Annotated in this window: 14 protein-coding genes; 7 read left to right on the top strand and 7 right to left on the bottom strand. The window is 71.6% G+C overall.

Annotation, left to right across the window (positions count from 1 at the left end):
- The first annotated feature begins 76 nt into the window (after positions 1-76).
- Together ACFWPS_RS20065 and ACFWPS_RS20060 are read left to right on the top strand one after the other, a co-directional pair.
- Complete coding sequence (locus ACFWPS_RS20065) at positions 77-802, top strand: vWA domain-containing protein (RefSeq protein ID WP_383706859.1); 726 nt, start codon at positions 77-79, stop codon at positions 800-802.
- 104 nt (positions 803-906) lie between these two features.
- Complete coding sequence (locus ACFWPS_RS20060; RefSeq protein ID WP_383706857.1) at positions 907-2,568, top strand: cytochrome bc complex cytochrome b subunit; 1,662 nt, start codon at positions 907-909, stop codon at positions 2,566-2,568.
- A gap of 112 nt (positions 2,569-2,680) precedes the next feature.
- Here ACFWPS_RS20060 and ACFWPS_RS20055 read toward each other — a convergent pair whose 3' ends face one another.
- Complete coding sequence (locus ACFWPS_RS20055; RefSeq protein ID WP_383706855.1) at positions 2,681-3,640, bottom strand: acyl-CoA dehydrogenase family protein; 960 nt, start codon at positions 3,638-3,640, stop codon at positions 2,681-2,683.
- Between the two features lies 1 nt (position 3,641).
- Positions 3,642-4,781, bottom strand: a complete 1,140-nt coding sequence (locus ACFWPS_RS20050; RefSeq protein WP_383706970.1) for an acyl-CoA dehydrogenase family protein — start codon at positions 4,779-4,781, stop codon at positions 3,642-3,644.
- 53 nt (positions 4,782-4,834) lie between these two features.
- On the opposite strand from ACFWPS_RS20050, the gene ACFWPS_RS20045 reads away from it, so the two are divergent.
- The 3 genes from ACFWPS_RS20045 to ACFWPS_RS20035 are packed head-to-tail and all read left to right on the top strand — an operon-like array spanning position 4,835 to position 7,454.
- Positions 4,835-5,623 carry an SDR family oxidoreductase gene (locus tag ACFWPS_RS20045; protein WP_383706853.1) on the top strand — a complete coding sequence of 263 codons (789 nt, stop codon included), beginning with the start codon at positions 4,835-4,837 and terminating at the stop codon, positions 5,621-5,623.
- A 15-nt stretch (positions 5,624-5,638) separates the two neighbouring features.
- On the top strand, positions 5,639-6,250 hold the full coding sequence (locus tag ACFWPS_RS20040; protein ID WP_383706851.1) for a TetR/AcrR family transcriptional regulator: 612 nt from the start codon (positions 5,639-5,641) through the stop codon (positions 6,248-6,250).
- Between the two features lie 46 nt (positions 6,251-6,296).
- Positions 6,297-7,454, top strand: a complete 1,158-nt coding sequence (locus ACFWPS_RS20035; protein WP_383706849.1) for an acetyl-CoA C-acetyltransferase — start codon at positions 6,297-6,299, stop codon at positions 7,452-7,454.
- A 4-nt stretch (positions 7,455-7,458) separates the two neighbouring features.
- Here ACFWPS_RS20035 and ACFWPS_RS20030 read toward each other — a convergent pair whose 3' ends face one another.
- From ACFWPS_RS20030 to ACFWPS_RS20015, 4 genes are read right to left on the bottom strand one after another with little or no spacing between them, the layout of a single operon-like run.
- Positions 7,459-8,508, bottom strand: coding sequence for an NAD(P)H-dependent flavin oxidoreductase (locus ACFWPS_RS20030; RefSeq protein ID WP_383706847.1), 1,050 nt, complete (start codon positions 8,506-8,508; stop codon positions 7,459-7,461).
- Positions 8,508-9,236: a CoA-transferase subunit beta gene (locus ACFWPS_RS20025; RefSeq protein ID WP_383706968.1), complete on the bottom strand. Its 729-nt coding sequence runs from the start codon at positions 9,234-9,236 to the stop codon at positions 8,508-8,510. Before ACFWPS_RS20025 ends, ACFWPS_RS20030 begins: the two co-directional genes overlap by 1 nt.
- 14 nt (positions 9,237-9,250) lie before the next feature.
- A complete protein-coding gene (locus ACFWPS_RS20020) occupies positions 9,251-10,099 on the bottom strand; it encodes a CoA transferase subunit A (protein WP_383706845.1) in 849 nt (282 codons plus the stop codon).
- Positions 10,092-10,844, bottom strand: a complete 753-nt coding sequence (locus ACFWPS_RS20015) for an enoyl-CoA hydratase family protein (RefSeq protein WP_383706843.1) — start codon at positions 10,842-10,844, stop codon at positions 10,092-10,094. Before ACFWPS_RS20015 ends, ACFWPS_RS20020 begins: the two co-directional genes overlap by 8 nt.
- 101 nt (positions 10,845-10,945) lie before the next feature.
- Between ACFWPS_RS20015 and ACFWPS_RS20010 the strand changes: the two genes are divergently transcribed.
- Entirely contained in the window at positions 10,946-11,704 is a 759-nt protein-coding gene (locus ACFWPS_RS20010; protein WP_383706841.1) for an SDR family oxidoreductase, read from the top strand.
- 1 nt (position 11,705) lies between these two features.
- Positions 11,706-12,665, top strand: coding sequence for an SDR family oxidoreductase (locus ACFWPS_RS20005; RefSeq protein WP_383706840.1), 960 nt, complete (start codon positions 11,706-11,708; stop codon positions 12,663-12,665).
- Between the two features lie 15 nt (positions 12,666-12,680).
- Here the strand turns inward: ACFWPS_RS20005 and ACFWPS_RS20000 are convergent, their stop codons facing one another.
- The gene (locus ACFWPS_RS20000) at positions 12,681-13,571 is read right to left on the bottom strand and encodes a hypothetical protein (RefSeq protein WP_383706838.1); all 891 of its coding nucleotides are present in this window, start codon (positions 13,569-13,571) and stop codon (positions 12,681-12,683) included.
- Positions 13,572-13,694 lie beyond the last annotated feature (123 nt).

Here is a 13,694-nt window from a genome sequence, read left to right as displayed (position 1 = left end):
CGACGGGCAGGCGCCGCCGCCTTTCGCCGATCAAGTAACCTCGGCCTCCTGAACCACGGGTGAGGGGGAGCAGGGGATGGCCGCGATCAGTCTCAGCAAGGTGGAGCGGACCTCGCCCGCGCTCGTCGAGTCGTACAAGTCGGCCGGGATCTCCCTGACCAAGCACGGCCTGGACGGACTCCGCGCCGCCGTCTACCTGGTGGTCGACTACTCCGGTTCCATGAAGCCGTACTACGGGGACGGCAGTGTGCAGGCCCTCGCCGACCGGGTGCTGGGGCTCTCCGCGCATCTGGACGACGACGGCCGGGTCCCCGTCGTCTTCTTCAGCACCGACGTCGACGCGGTCACCGACATCGAACTGGCCGACCACACGGGCCGGATCGAGAAGATCGTGGCCGGGCTCGGGCACATGGGCAAGACCAGCTACCACCTGGCCATGGACGCCGTGATCGACCACTACCTCGACAGCGGCGCCACCGACCCCGCGCTGGTCGTCTTCCAGACCGACGGCGGCCCGATCAACAAGCTCGCCGCGGAACGCTACCTGTGCAAGGCGGCCAGGCTGCCGCTGTTCTGGCAGTTCGTCGGCTTCGGCGACCCGCACAGCAAGCAGTTCGACTTCCTGCGCAAGCTCGACGAACTGGCGGTGCCGGGCAGACGGGCGGTGGACAACGCGGGCTTCTTCCACGCCGGTTCGCACCCGGCCAAGGTGCCGGACGGCGAGCTGTACGACCGTCTCGTCGGCGAGTTCCCGCAGTGGCTGGCGGCGGCACGGGCGGCGGGCATCGTAGGCGCCGGCTGAACCGGTCTGGCCGCCGGCTCGGCCGACTTTACGTGGCACCGTTGGCTGTCGGGGTCCTGTCGTGCCACCCTGAGGGGTGATCCGGCGGGGAGGCGACGCGACGTATGGACGACGCGGCACGAACGGTGAACGGTCAGGCACGGGCGGGGAGTTCGGCACAGCGAGCGGAGCCGCCCGGCAAGGGTGAGAAGCTCGCGGACTGGGCCGACAGCCGGCTGGGGATCTACGGCCTGGCCAAGGCGAACATGCGCAAGGTGTTCCCGGACCACTGGTCCTTCATGCTGGGCGAGATCTGCCTCTACAGCTTCCTCATCCTCATCCTCACGGGCATCTACCTCACCCTGTTCTTCGAGCCCAGCGGCGCCGAGGTCGTCTACCACGGCACCTACCAGCCGTTGAACGGCATCATCATGACCAAGGCGTACGAGTCGACGCTGCACATCAGCTTCGACGTGCGCGGCGGCCTGCTGATCCGGCAGATCCACCACTGGGCGGCGCTGGTCTTCGTGGCCGGCATGCTCGTCCACATGATGCGGGTGTTCTTCACCGGCGCCTTCCGCAAGCCCCGCGAGGTCAACTGGCTGTTCGGCTGGCTTCTGCTGTTCCTCGCCATCCTCACCGGCCTGACCGGCTACTCGCTCCCCGACGACCTGCTCTCCGGCACCGGCGTCCGGTTCGCCGACGGCGCGATCCTGTCGATCCCGATCGTCGGGTCGTACATCTCGATGTTCCTGTTCGGCGGGGAGTTCCCGGGCCACGACATCATCTCGCGGTTCTTCCCGATCCACGTGCTCCTGCTGCCCGGGATCATGCTGGGCCTGGTCGTCGCCCACCTGATCCTGGTCTTCTACCACAAGCACACCCAGTACCCGGGGCCCGGACGCGACCAGAAGAGCGTGGTCGGCATGCCCTTCCTGCCGGTCTACATGGCCAAGGCCGGGGGCTTCTTCTTCCTCGTCTTCGGCATCCTCGCGATCATCGGCGGCATCGCCACCATCAACCCGGTGTGGGCCTTCGGCCCCTACCGCCCCGACCTGGTGACCACCGGCGCCCAGCCCGACTGGTACCTGGGCTTCTCCGAGGGCCTGATCCGCGTCATGCCCGGCTGGGAGATCAACGCCTGGGGCCACACCCTGGAGCTGGGCGTCTTCATCCCCTTCTCGCTCTTCCCGCTGTTCATGCTGGCCATCGGCGTCTACCCGTTCATCGAGGCGTGGATCACCGGCGACAAGCGCGAGCACCACATCCTCGACCGGCCGCGCAACACGCCCGTCCGCACCGGCCTCGGCGTGGCCTGGCTCAGCGAGTACTTCGTGCTGCTGATCGGCGGCGGCAACGACGTCGTGGCCACCCATCTCCATCTCTCCATCAACTCGATCACCTGGTTCGTCCGGATCTCCGTCTTCGTCGTCCCCGTCCTCGCCTTCATCGCCACCAAACGGATCTGCCTCGGCCTGCAGCGCCGGGACCGCGACAAGGTCCTGCACGGCAGGGAGACCGGCCTCATCAAGCTGCTTCCGCACGGCGAGTACGTCGAGGTCCACGAACCCCTCAGCCAGGGAAGCCTGTTCGTCCTGACCCAGCACGAACAGAACCCGCCCTACGAAATAGGGCCGCTGGAGGACGCGAACGGCGTACGGCGCAAGGTCACCGTCGCCCAGCGGGTACGGGCGAGCCTGGCGAAAGGGATGTTCGGCCCGGACACCCACATCCCGAAGCCGACGAAGGAGGAGTACCGGGAGATCACGAGCGGGGATCACCACTAGATCCCGTGAGGGGAAACGCCCCGTCCTTTGCTTTTTTCTTTTGGGGGCGCGGGGCTGTTCTCGATATGCGGCTGCCGCCGCGCGGGCGCGACCAGCCACACACAACCTGCGGCTAACGACGCTCCAGAACCACCCTTCTGCAATCCTCCGGCGCCCCCCAAGCACCCCGCAGCGCCCGCGCCTTGGTCACCCACAACGACAGGTCGTACTCCGCCGTATAGCCGATCGCCCCATGCAGCTGCAGCGCGGCCCGAGCCCCGGCATACGCCGCCTCGCACGCGCGCAGCTTGGCCGCGGCCACATCCGACGGAGTCATCGTCACCGCCGCCCCGAAGACCAGCGGACGGGCGAACTCCAGCGCGATCTTCACGTCGGCCAGCCGATGCCTGACCGCCTGGAACGACCCGACGGGCACGCCGAACTGGGTCCGCTGTCTCACGTACGCCACCGTTCTGTCGAGCAGGGCCAGCCCCACCCCCAGCGCCTGCGCGGCCGTGGCCAGCCGGGCCCAGGTCAGTGCCTCGGCCCACGGCGGCTCCGTGCTGATCAGCTCACCGACGGGAAAGAGCGGGGTGAGCCGGCGGGCGGGGTCCAGGGACCGGCGTACCGCCCCGGCGCCGGGGGACAGCCGCAGGCCCTCCGGTGTGGTCGCGAGCCGCACGTCGGCCGCGTCCCCGTCCGGCGCGAACCCGTACCCGTGTTTCTCGAACGCGACCGTCGCCACCGTCTCGCCCGACGCGATCCCCGGCAGGAACCGCTTGGCGAGGCCCTCGCCGTCATCGAGCAGCACGGCCGCCGCCACCGTCTCCGCCAACGGTCCCGGCACCGCGAACCGCCCCAACTCGGTGAAGGCCACGGCGAGTTCGACAGGCCGGCAGCCCATCCCGCCGTACTCCTCCGGCACCGCAAGGCCGAACACCCCCGCCTCGCCGATACGGCCCCACAACGCCCGCCCGCCCGCATGCTCGCCACGGCTCCAGTCCCGTACCACCGCAGGTGTGTCCGCTGCCGTCAGCAGCGCCCGCAGGGCGTCGGCGAAGTCCCGCTGCTCGGTGTCGAGGAGGAAACGCATGTCAGCGGCGTCCCTTCGGCAGGCCGAGCAGCCGCTCGGCGATGATGTCGCGCTGGATCTCGTTGGTGCCCGCGTAGATCGGACCGGCGAGGGAGAAGACATAGCCCTCCGACCACGGCGTGTCCGCCAGCTCGCCCTCGGCGCCCAGCAGATCGAGCGCCGCCTCGTGCAGAGCCAGGTCCAGCTCCGACCAGAACACCTTGTTCAGACTGGACTCCGGGCCGAGCGACTCGCCGTCCAGGAAGCGGGCCGCGGCCGCGTAGGTGAACAGCTGGTACGCGCGGGCGCCGGCGACGGCGTCGGCCACCCGGGCGGCGGCGGACTCCGGTTCGCCCCGTGCCTGCCAGAGGTCCCGCAACCGGTCGGCGGCGGCCAGGAACCGTCCCGGCGACCGCAGCGTCAGCCCCCGCTCGTTCCCCGCCGTCGACATCGCGATCCGCCAGCCCTGGCCCGGCTCGCCGATCACGTCCTTGTCGGGCACGAACACCTCGTCCAGGAACAGCTCCGCGAACGCCGGCTTCCCGTCCAGACGGCCGATCGGACGCACGGTCACCCCCGGCGCGCGCAGGTCGAACATCAGGTAGGTGAGCCCCTGATGCGGCCTGGGCAGGTGCGGCTCGCTGCGGAAGAGGCCGAACGCGCGGTCGGCGAACGCCGCCCGCGACGACCAGGTCTTCTGACCGGTGAGCAGCCAGCCGCCGTCCGTCCGCACGGCTCTGGAGGCGAGGGCGGCCAGGTCGGAACCGGCCTCGGGCTCGGACCACGCCTGCGCCCAGACCACCTCCCCGGTGGCCATCGGTGGCAGCACCCGCGCCCGCTGCTCCCGCGTCCCGTGCTCGAACAGGGTCGGTGCGAGCAGACTGATGCCGTTCTGGCCGACCCGGCCCGGCGCGCCCGCCGCCCAGTACTCCTCCTCGAAGACCAGCCACCGCATCAGCCCCGCGGCCCGCCCGCCGTACTCCTCGGGCCAGGACACCACCGACCAGCGGTCCGCGGCCAGTTCGGCCTCCCAGGCGCGGTGCGCCGCGAAGCCCTCCGCCGTCTCCAGGGAGGGGAGCGGGCGGGATGGCACATGCGCCCGGAGCCAGGCGCGGGCCTCGGCGCGGAACTCCTCGTCCGCCGGGCTGTGGGTCAGGTCCACGGTCGCCGTCACCGTCCTTCCCTAACAAGTGTTTGGTAGGTTAGCGTGGACCCATGACAGGCGTCGAGAGTCCGGAGTACGTGCCCGGGCACGGGCTGCTTGAAGGACGCACCGCCGTCATCACCGCCGCGGCCGGGGCGGGGATCGGCGGGGCGACCGCGCGCCGTTTCCTGGAGGAGGGCGCCCGCGTGCTGATCAGTGACGCGCACGCGCGGCGGCTGAAGGAGTACGAGGCCGAACTGGCAGGCGAACATCCGGGCGCCGTATCCGCCTTCCCGTGCGACGTCACCGACGAGACCCAGGTGCAGGCCCTGTTCGACACCGCCGTGCGGGCCCACGGACGGCTGGACATCGTCGTCAACAACGCAGGACTCGGCGGGACCTCTGCGCTCGTCGACATGGGCGACGAACAATGGTCGCGGGTCCTCGACGTCACCCTCAACGGCACCTTCCGGTGCGTGCGCGCCGCCCTGCGGCTCTTCCGCGAGAGCGGGCACGGCGGGGTGATCGTCAACAACTCCTCCGTCGTCGGCTGGCGGGCCCAGGCCGGACAGGCCCACTACGCCGCCGCCAAGGCCGGCGTGATGGCGCTGACCCGGTGCGCGGCGATCGAGGCCGCCGAGTACGGCGTGCGGGTCAACGCCGTGGCGCCGAGCCTCGCCATGCACCCGCACCTGGTGAAGGTCACGTCGGCCGAGCTGCTGGAGGAGCTCACCGCCCATGAGGCCTTCGGGCGGTACGCCGAGCCGTGGGAGGTGGCCAACGCCATCGTCTTCCTGGCGTCCGGCTACTCCTCCTACCTCACCGGAGAGGTCCTCTCCGTCAGCAGCCAGCACCCGTAGGACGAGAATGTGCCCGTGCCGACCAAGAAGAAGCCCCAGGTGACCGCGGCCCCCGCCCGGCGCCGTGAACTCCTCGAAACCGCCGCCGAGGTCTTCGCCGAACAGGGCTACAACGCCACCACCGTACGCAAGATCGCGGACCACGCGGGCATGCTCGCCGGCAGCCTCTACTACCACTTCGACTCCAAGGAGTCGATGCTGGAGGAGATCCTGCGGACCTTCCTCGACGAGCTCTGGGACGGCTACGACACCGTCCTGGACGCCGGACTGGGTCCCCGCGAGACCCTCGAAGCCCTGGTCACCGAGTCCTTCCGGGAGATCGACCGGCACCGCGCCGCCGTCGCCATCTACCAGAAGGAGAGCAAGCAGCTGGTCGCGCAGGAGCGGTTCGGCTTCCTCGCCGAGTCGCAGCGCAGGTTCGAGAAGGCGTGGCTGTCGACGCTGGAGCGCGGGGTCGCCGCGCACGTCTTCCGCGCCGACCTCGACGTCCGCCTCACCTACCGGTTCGTGCGCGACACCGTGTGGGTCGCCGCCTCCTGGTATCGGCCCGGCGGGCAGCACAGCCCGGAGGAGATCGCCCGGCAGTACCTGTCGATGGTGCTGGACGGGATCGCCGTCCGTGAGTAGCTCACCCATTCGTTGAAAGCCCCTTTCTGCCGAGGGAGTCGCTGACATGGCCGAGGCCTACATCGTCGAAGCGGTACGCACGCCGGTCGGGCGGCGCAAGGGCGGCCTGAGCGGGGTCCACCCGGCCGACCTGGGCGCCCATGTGCTGACAGCCCTGGTGGCGCGGTCGGGCGTGGACCCGGCCGCCGTCGAGGACGTCGTCTTCGGCTGCCTCGACGCCGTGGGGCCGCAGGCCGGTGACATCGCCCGCACCTGCTGGCTGGCGGCCGGGCTGCCCGAGGAGGTGCCGGGCGTCACCGTCGACCGCCAGTGCGGCTCCTCGCAGCAGGCCGTGCACTTCGCTGCCCAGGCCGTCCTCTCCGGCACCCAGGACCTGGTGGTCGCCGGCGGCGTCCAGAACATGTCCCTGATCCCCATCGCCTTCGCCTCTCGCCAGGCCGCCGAGCCGCTGGGCCTGACCGAGGGCCCTTTCCTGGGCAGCGAGGGCTGGCGGGCCCGGTACGGCAGCCAGCCCGTCAACCAGTTCGCCGGCGCCGAGATGATCGCCGCCAAGTGGGGCATCAGCCGCCGGGACCAGGAGGAGTTCGCCCTGCGCTCCCACCGGCGCGCCCTGCGCGCCATCGACGAGGGCCGCTTCGAGCGGGAGACCGTGCCCTACGGCCCGGTCGCCGTGGACGAGGGCCCGCGCCGGGACACCTCCCTGGAGAAGATGGCCGCCCTGAAGCCGGTCATCGACGGCGGCACCATCACCGCCGCCTGCTCCTCCCAGGTCTCCGACGGCGCCGCCGCCATGCTCCTCGCCTCCGAACGGGCGGTCCGCGAACACGGGCTGCGCCCCCGCGCCCGCGTCCACCACCTCTCCGTCCGCGGCGAGGACCCCATCCGGATGCTCTCCGCCCCGATCCCGGCCACCGCCCACGCCCTGAAGAAGACCGGCCTCACCATCGACGCCATCGACCTGGTCGAGATCAACGAGGCCTTCGCCCCGGTCGTCCTCGCCTGGCTCAAGGAGACCGGCGCCGACCCCGCCAAGGTCAACGTCAACGGCGGCGCGATAGCCCTCGGCCACCCCCTCGGCGCGACCGGCGTCAAACTGATGACGACCCTCCTGCACGAACTGGAACGCACCGGCGGCCGCTACGGCCTGCAAACCATGTGCGAGGGCGGGGGGCAGGCGAACGTGACGATCATCGAGCGGCTCTGAGCCCTCACTTCAGGGCCATGAGCCGTTCCCGTGTCTCCTCCGCCTCCTTCATGATCCGGTCCACCAGTTCGGCGCACGACGGCAGGTCGTCGATCACCCCGGCGACCTGCCCGGACGCCATCACCCCCAGGTCCGTACGGCCGTCCACCATCGCCGACCTGAGCAGCATCGGTGTGTTCGCGGCCAGCAGGACCTGACTCCAGGACAGCTCCTTCCCGTGCCGCAGGGCCAGGCCGTCCTGGACCAGCTGCCGCCAGGTGAGCCCGGACAGCTTCCGGAACCCCGCCGCACGCCGGATCGCGTGCAGCAGACTCCGGGTCCGGCCCGAACGCTCCAGCGCGGCCACCAGATCGGTCCGCAGCATCCGGTGCGGCAGCCCGTCCACCGCCCTGGTCACCGTGACGTCCCTGACCGTCGCCGCCAGATACCTCGCCTTCACCGCGTCCGGCACCGTCGAGTCCGAGGTGAGCAGGAACCGCGTGCCCATCGCGACCCCCGCCGCCCCGTACGCCAGCGCCGCCACCAGCCCCCGGCCGTCGAAGAACCCCCCGGCGGCCACCACCGGTATCCGCACCGCGTCCACCACCTGTGGCAGCAGCACGCTGGTCGCCACCTCACCGGTGTGCCCGCCGCCCTCGCCGCCCTGCACGATCACCGCGTCCGCGCCCCACGCGGCCACCTTCTCGGCGTGCCGCCGCGCCCCGACGGACGGGATCACCACCACGCCCGCCGCCTTCAGCTCGGCGATCAGCTCGGGGGAGGGGGCGAGCGCGAAGGACGCCACCCGCACACCCCCGTCGATGATCAGCCGGACCCGGTCGCCGGCGTCGGCCGCGTCCGCCCGCAGGTTCACCCCGAACGGGGCGTCCGTACGGCACCGCACCTCGGCTATCGAGGCCCGCAACCGGTCGAGGGTCATCGTGGCGGAGGCCAGGATGCCGAGAGCTCCGGCGTTGGCGGTGGCCGAGACCAGGCGGGGGCCCGCCACCCAGCCCATCCCCGTCTGCACGATCGGATGCCGGACCCCGACCAGCCTGGTCAGCGCGGTATCCATCAGCCGGCGACCTCCTTCGTCCGCGCGCCGGCCGGATCGAGCACCTCGCGGATCAGCCGCAGCTCCGCCGCGCTCGGTTCCCGGGTGTACGGCACCTCGTCCGGGACGGCGAGCTCGAAGTCCGTCGCCTCCCGCACCTGGTCGACGCTCACCCCCGGATGCAGCGCGGCCAGCCGCATCGAGCGGTCGGAGGTCTCGAAGTCGAGGACGCCCAGATCGGTGACGACTCTCGGGATGCGGTGGAAGCGTTCCGTGCCCGGATGCTCGGCCACCCGGTCGTACCCCACCCCGCACACCATGTCGACCTTCGCCACGAACACCCGCCGGGAGTGCTTCGGTACCCAGTAACTCGTCGGGTTGTTCAGCGTGTTGAGAGTCGCTCCGCGCACCCCGAGCAGTTGGCGGCGGGGCCGTGTCCAGTCGCCGATGCAGGAGATGTTCTGGTTGCCGTACCGGTCGAGCTGGCTCGCGCCCATCATCACGTGCCGCCGCCCGCCGGCCACCAGGGCGAGGTGCTGCCGGTAGGGCAGCCAGCCCTCGGGCGTCCCGTCCGGGCGGACCAGCAGGGCCTCGCCGTCGGTCAGCAGCAGGTCCGGTGCGAAGGTCAGCCGGGCCAGGCGCGCGCCGAGGGAGGGGATCAGGCCCATCGGGCTCGCCAGGATCTCGCCGGAGCCGCGCCAGGCCTCCGCGCAGGCGATGACGCAGTAGTCGGAGCGCAACACGTCCATGCGCGGTGTGTCCGTCACCCCTGGCCCTCCTGCCAGTTCCGCACCGCCGACCGGTACGCCTGCTCGTCCCCGGCCAGGAACCGCCCGGAGAAATCCGCCCACGACGTCGTCGCGTACAGCCGCTGGAACTCCTCGTCCCGCCCGTAGTCGGGGGCGCAGGACGTGAAGTGCGCGCCGCCCGGCGCCTCCACCACCCCCGTCACGTTCAGCCGCTTGACGAGCAGTGACTGCGGGGCCGCCTCCTTCGTCAGTTCGGCCGTGTCCACGATCCGCTCGCAGGAGACATAGGCCGCGTCCGCCGCCTCGCAGAACAGGTCGTCGAAGTACGGGTCCGGGCCCAGGTACTGCCCGTTGCCCAGCCGGTCGGCGCGGTTGACGTGGACCAGCGCCGCGTCCAGGCGCAGGGCGGGCATCGCCACGAACGTCTCCCCGTCGTCGTACGGCGAAGTGACCGTCCGCAGGCCGGGGTTGACCCGCATGACGTCCGAGCCGAGCCCCGCGCGCACCGGCAGGAACGGCAGCCGGTTCGCGGCCGCGTGCAGGCCCCACATGAACATGCCCTCGTCGACCTCCGTCAGCTCGAACGCCCCTCGTTCGCGTGCCGCGCGGTAGTGCGGTTCGAGCGCGACGGAGTCGAGGGTGACGAAGGCCGTCACCAGCTTGCGCACCCGGCCGGCCGCGACCAGCATCCCGACGTCCGGGCCGCCGTACGAGACCAGCGTGAGATCGTCGATGCCGCTTCGGAGCACTGCTCTGACCAGGGACATCGGCTTGCGGCGGGAACCCCAGCCGCCGATGCCGAGGGTCATGCCGCTGGCCAGCCGGGAGACGGCCTCGTCGGCGGTCATCGTCTTGTCAGTCACTGCCGGCACCCTCCTTCCCGAAGGTGTCGCGGACCCGGTCGGCCACCCCGCTGAGGGCGGCCTCGAAGGTGAAGCCCTGTTCGAAGCGGTAGCTCCGCCGCACGTCGACGGGGTCGATGCCGTTGATGGCGGCCTTGGCGAGGCGCAGCAGCCGCCCGTCCTTGGCGGCTATCTCCCGCGCCAGCTCCAGTGCCGCGGAGCCGAGTTCCGCAGCGGGCACGACCCGCCAGACCGAGCCGTGCGCATGCAGCTCGGCCGCCGTCACCGTGCGCGAGGTGTAGTACAGCGTCCGCATCAGATGCGGCGGGACCAGACGGGCCAGATGGGTGGCCGCGCCCAGGGCGCCCCGGTCCAGCTCCGGCAGCCCGAAGACGGCGTCCTCGCTCGCCACTATCGCGTCCGCGTTGCCCACCAGGCCTATCCCGCCGCCCAGACAGAAACCGTGCACCGCGGCCACCACCGGGGTCTCGCACTCGTACACCGCCGCGAAGGCCTCCGCGCAGCCCCGGTTGGCGCCGAGCAGCGCTTCGTGGCCGTCCGCCTGTATCTCCTTGATGTCCACGCCCGCGTTGAAGCCCCGGCCTCGCGCGGCCAGCACGACGCACCGGGTCCCGGGGTCGCGGCCCGCCGCGCGCACCGCGTCCGCCAGCGCGAACCAGCCCTGCACCGGCAGTGCGTTCACCGGCGGGTGGTCGACCGTGACGAGCGCGATTCCCTTTTCCGGACACGAGGTGGAGACACCCATGGACGCATCAGCTACCTTCGCACTCAGCTACCTTTTCACCAAACATTTGTTAGGTGTGAGGCTTCGAAGCTAGCAGTCGGCGCCGACAAGCGGGAGGCCCTGTGGATAACTCGCCGAGCGGCAGGACCGTCGTCGTCACCGGCGGTACCAGAGGTGTGGGAGCCGGGATCGCACGGGCCTTCGCCGAGGCCGGTGCCCATGTCGTGGCCTGTGCCCGCCGGCCACCCGAACAACACCTCGAAGGTGTCGAGTTCACCCCCCTCGACCTGCGCGACCCACCCGCCGTACGCGCCTTCTTCGACGCCCTGCCCCGGGTCGACGTGCTCGTCAACAACGCGGGCGGCACCCCCTACCGGCGGCTCGCCGACGCGGACCCCGAGCGGCACGCCCGGGTGATCGAGCTGAACCTCGTCACCCCGCTGACCGCCTCCCTCGCCGCGTACGAGCACCTCCGGCGGGCCCGGGGGGCGGTGGTGATGATCAGCAGCGTCAGCGGCGGCCGCCCCTCACCGGGCTCCGCCGCCTACGGCGCGGCCAAGGCGGGGCTGGAGAACCTCGCCCGGTCCATGGCGGTGGAGTGGGCGCCGGAGGTCCGCGTCAACACCCTCGTGGTCGGCATGGTCCGCACCGAACTGGCCCACCTCCACTACGGCGGTCCGGACGGTGTCGACGCGGTCTCCCGGACCGTCCCGCTCGGCCGCCTCGCCGCCCCGTCCGACGTCGGCGCCGCCGCCGTCTTCCTCGCCTCCGGCGCGGCCGCCTACATCAGCGGGGCGAGTCTGCTCGTGCACGGGGGCGGGGAGCGGCCTGCCTTCCTGGACGCGGCGACTGCCAACAAGCCATCCGACAAGGAGGACTGAGATGAGCGGAATCTGCGTGGGCCGCGTCGTGATCGTCACCGGCGCCGGGCGCGGGCTCGGCCGGGCCCATGCGCTGGCCTTCGCCGCCGAGGGCGCCCGGGTCGTCGTCAACGACCTCGGCGTCGGCCTCGACGGCGTGCCGGGTACGGACGGTCCCGCCGGTCCAGCCGGCCCTGCCAGTCCCGCAGGCCCTGCCGGCGCCTTCAGTCCCGCCGAAGCCGTCGTGGACGAGATCCGGGCGGCCGGCGGCGAGGCGGTGGCGCACGGCGGCGACATCGCGACGGACGCCGGTGCCGAGTCCCTGGTGGCAGCGGCCCTGGACGCGTACGGCCGCCTGGACACCCTCGTCAACAACGCCGGCTTCCTGCGCGACCGTATGCTGGTCAACCTCGCCGAGGACGACTGGGACGCGGTCATGCGGGTGCACCTCAAGGGCCACTTCCTGCCACTGCGGCACGCGGCCGCGCACTGGCGGGCCGAGGCCAAGGCGGGCCGCACCCCGCTCGCCCGCATCGTCAACACCAGCAGCGGAGCGGGCCTGCTGGGCTCGGTCGGGCAGGGCAACTACAGCGCCGCCAAGGCCGGCATCATCGGTCTCACCCTGGTCGCGGCGGCCGAACTGGCCCGCTACGGCGTCCAGGTCAACGCCATCGCCCCGGCCGCCCGCACCCGGATGACCGAGCGTGCCTTCGCCGAGACCATGGCCGCCCCCGACGCCGGCTTCGACGCCATGGCCCCCGAGAACGTCTCCCCGCTCGTCGTCTGGCTGGGCTCCGCCGCGAGCGCAGGCGTCACCGGGCGGGTGTTCGAGACGGAGGGCGGCCGGATCACCGTCATGGAGGGGTGGCGGCCCGGTCCGACCGCCGACAAAGGCGCCCGGTGGACCCCGGCGGAGGCGGGGGAGACGGCACTGAAACTGCTGGCCGAGGCGGCTGTGCCCGGGGCGGTGTACGGGGTGTGAAGCCGGGAGCAGGGTCTAGGTGTCGCACTCCAGTACCGTCCGGCACAGCGAGCAGCGGGCCCGGACCCGGCCCCGTACCGGCACCCTGATCCGCTGGTGGCAGGTCGGGCACGGGAACGAGACCCGCAGCCGGCCGCCGGTGTCGGGGGTGAAGGCGTAGGAGGCGCCGGGCTGCGGAGGCGGCGCCGCGGGGGCGTGGCGGCGGTCGCGGGCGTAGCGGCGGCGGCCCGCCCAGCCGGCCGCGCTGAGCGGTGGCTGCTCCTCGTCCTGGCGGGCCCGGGCCATGCCCTTCTGGTACGCCGTGTAGGCCTGCGGACTGGTGAACCACACCGACGGATCCTCGTGGAAGACGAGGGCGCGCTTGGCCAGCACGTAGCCGAACTCCTCCGGGGTGAGGTAGCCGAGCTTCTGGGACGCCTCGCCGTGCTCCCGGTAGGCGTCCAGGAGCAGCCAGCCCGCCCCCAGGTACGTGGTCGCCGTGTCCGTGAGGATCTCGTTCTCCCGGACGCTCGGGAAGGACAGGTCCAGGCGGTGCAGGTAGACGTGCATCACCTCGTGGGCCAGGGCCGCGCCGATGTCCCTGCGGTGGGTGCGGAAACGGTCGTTCAGCTCGACGAAGTACTCGGGGCCCGCGGTGAGTTCGACGTTCGCCGCGTGGGCCATGTCCTTGAAGCCGACGATCATGCGGGCGTCGGGCAGGCGGAAGTGCCGGACCATCTCGCGGGCGACGCGCTGCGAGCCGAGGTGGAGGTCGTCGGTGTCGCAGAACGCGACGTCGGCGGGGAGCACGCTGGTGGCGAAGGTCTGGACGGTGTCGTACGACAGGCGCCGGTACAACGCCGTGATGGCGGCCCGCACGGTGTCCAGGTGCGGGTAGCCGTGTTCCACCGGGCCGCCGTTCGCCACGTCCCTTACCCCCACAGACGCCGCTGGAGCTGTCTTTCACAGTATGCGGGGGATGGGGAGAATCGGGGGCGGAAGGTTGGTCGGACACCGCGGGTCGGTGGGGGCTGATCGCGCCCACGCGGC

The sequence above is a fragment of the Streptomyces sp. NPDC058457 genome (assembly GCF_042720695.1).
Taxonomy (GTDB): Bacteria; Actinomycetota; Actinomycetes; order Streptomycetales; family Streptomycetaceae; genus Streptomyces.
The sequence above is the reverse complement of the archived record's forward strand: the minus strand, read 5'-3'. Positions and strand labels throughout refer to the sequence as shown.

Coding starts and splice junctions, on each gene's coding strand:
- ACFWPS_RS20065 (WP_383706859.1), top strand. CDS start 77: ATGGCCGCGATCAGTCTCAGCAAGGTGGAGCGGACCTCGCCCGCGCTC.
- ACFWPS_RS20060 (WP_383706857.1), top strand. CDS start 907: ATGGACGACGCGGCACGAACGGTGAACGGTCAGGCACGGGCGGGGAGT.
- ACFWPS_RS20055 (WP_383706855.1), bottom strand. CDS start 3,640: ATGCGTTTCCTCCTCGACACCGAGCAGCGGGACTTCGCCGACGCCCTG.
- ACFWPS_RS20045 (WP_383706853.1), top strand. CDS start 4,835: ATGACAGGCGTCGAGAGTCCGGAGTACGTGCCCGGGCACGGGCTGCTT.
- ACFWPS_RS20035 (WP_383706849.1), top strand. CDS start 6,297: ATGGCCGAGGCCTACATCGTCGAAGCGGTACGCACGCCGGTCGGGCGG.
- ACFWPS_RS20030 (WP_383706847.1), bottom strand. CDS start 8,508: ATGGATACCGCGCTGACCAGGCTGGTCGGGGTCCGGCATCCGATCGTG.
- ACFWPS_RS20025 (WP_383706968.1), bottom strand. CDS start 9,236: ATGGACGTGTTGCGCTCCGACTACTGCGTCATCGCCTGCGCGGAGGCC.
- ACFWPS_RS20015 (WP_383706843.1), bottom strand. CDS start 10,844: ATGGGTGTCTCCACCTCGTGTCCGGAAAAGGGAATCGCGCTCGTCACG.
- ACFWPS_RS20005 (WP_383706840.1), top strand. CDS start 11,706: ATGAGCGGAATCTGCGTGGGCCGCGTCGTGATCGTCACCGGCGCCGGG.